General features: G+C 71.5%; 2 protein-coding genes. Both read right to left on the bottom strand.

The window, feature by feature from the left end; all coding sequences use genetic code 11:
* The coding region (locus tag AWZ10_RS45480; protein ID WP_279616683.1) for a beta-ketoacyl synthase N-terminal-like domain-containing protein at positions 1-186 on the bottom strand (186 nt) is incomplete at its 3' end.
* Positions 183-901 (bottom strand): acyl carrier protein (locus AWZ10_RS45475; protein ID WP_167366057.1); only part of this gene is annotated, 719 nt, incomplete at its 5' end. The genes AWZ10_RS45480 and AWZ10_RS45475, both read right to left, overlap by 4 nt.

Genomic DNA, 901 nt, shown 5'->3' with positions numbered 1-901 from the left:
GACCAGCAGCTGCCAGTAGTCCTCGGGGGTGCCGATACCGCCGGGCAGGCGGCAGGCCATCGACACCACCGCGATCGGCTCCGTCTTCGCAGCGCGCTCCGAGGCGAGGTCGTTCTCGGCCTGCAGCAGCGCGTTCGTCGTACGTCGCAGATAGGTCTCGAGCTTCTGCACGTCGGTAGCGCTCACTTGCCCACTCCAAACTTGCGGTCCAGGAAATCGAGGAGGTCTTCTTGACTGCTGTCCGCGACGTCCGCGGCGTCCATCTCGGGTTCGCCGGGCTCGGCGGCGGCCGTCTTCGACAGCGCCGCGTGCAGGTCGACGAAGCTGGCCGCGAGGCCTTGCGTCGCAAGCTGTTCCGGGGTCGCGGAGCGCAGCAGTTCCACGAGTGCGTCGATCTGGTTCTTCGTCAGGCGAGGTGCCGAGGCCCTCGAACCGGCGCCGCCGAGTGCGAGCTTGTCGAGCAGGAGCCCGGCGATGGCGGTGGGGGTGGGGTAGTCGAAGGCGAGGGTCGCCGGCAGCGACACCCCGGTCTCGGCCGACAGACGGCGGCGCAGCTCGACCGCCATCACCGAGTCGATGCCGAGATCCTTCAGCACCTGCTGGGCGCCGACACTCGCGGCGTCCGCCATGCCCAGGACGACGGCGACCTCGCGCCGCACCACCTCCAGCACCGACGCGTGCCGCTCCTCCTCGGGCAGTGCGAGCAGCCGGTCGCGCAGTGCGCCCGGGGCCGCTGCCGCCGCACCCGCCCGGCGCTGCCTCGCCCGCACCAAGCCGCGGAAGAGGGCGGGCACGTCACCGCTCCGCTCCGCCTCACGGCGCACCGCGCCGAGTTCGAGCTTCACCGGGATGGTGTGGGGGTGGGTGCCGGTGAGGGTGGTGTCGAGGAGGTGGAGGGCTT

The sequence above is a fragment of the Streptomyces europaeiscabiei genome (assembly GCF_001550375.1).
GTDB classification, from domain to species: domain Bacteria; phylum Actinomycetota; class Actinomycetes; order Streptomycetales; family Streptomycetaceae; genus Streptomyces; species Streptomyces europaeiscabiei.
The sequence above is the reverse complement of the archived record's forward strand: the minus strand, read 5'-3'. Positions and strand labels throughout refer to the sequence as shown.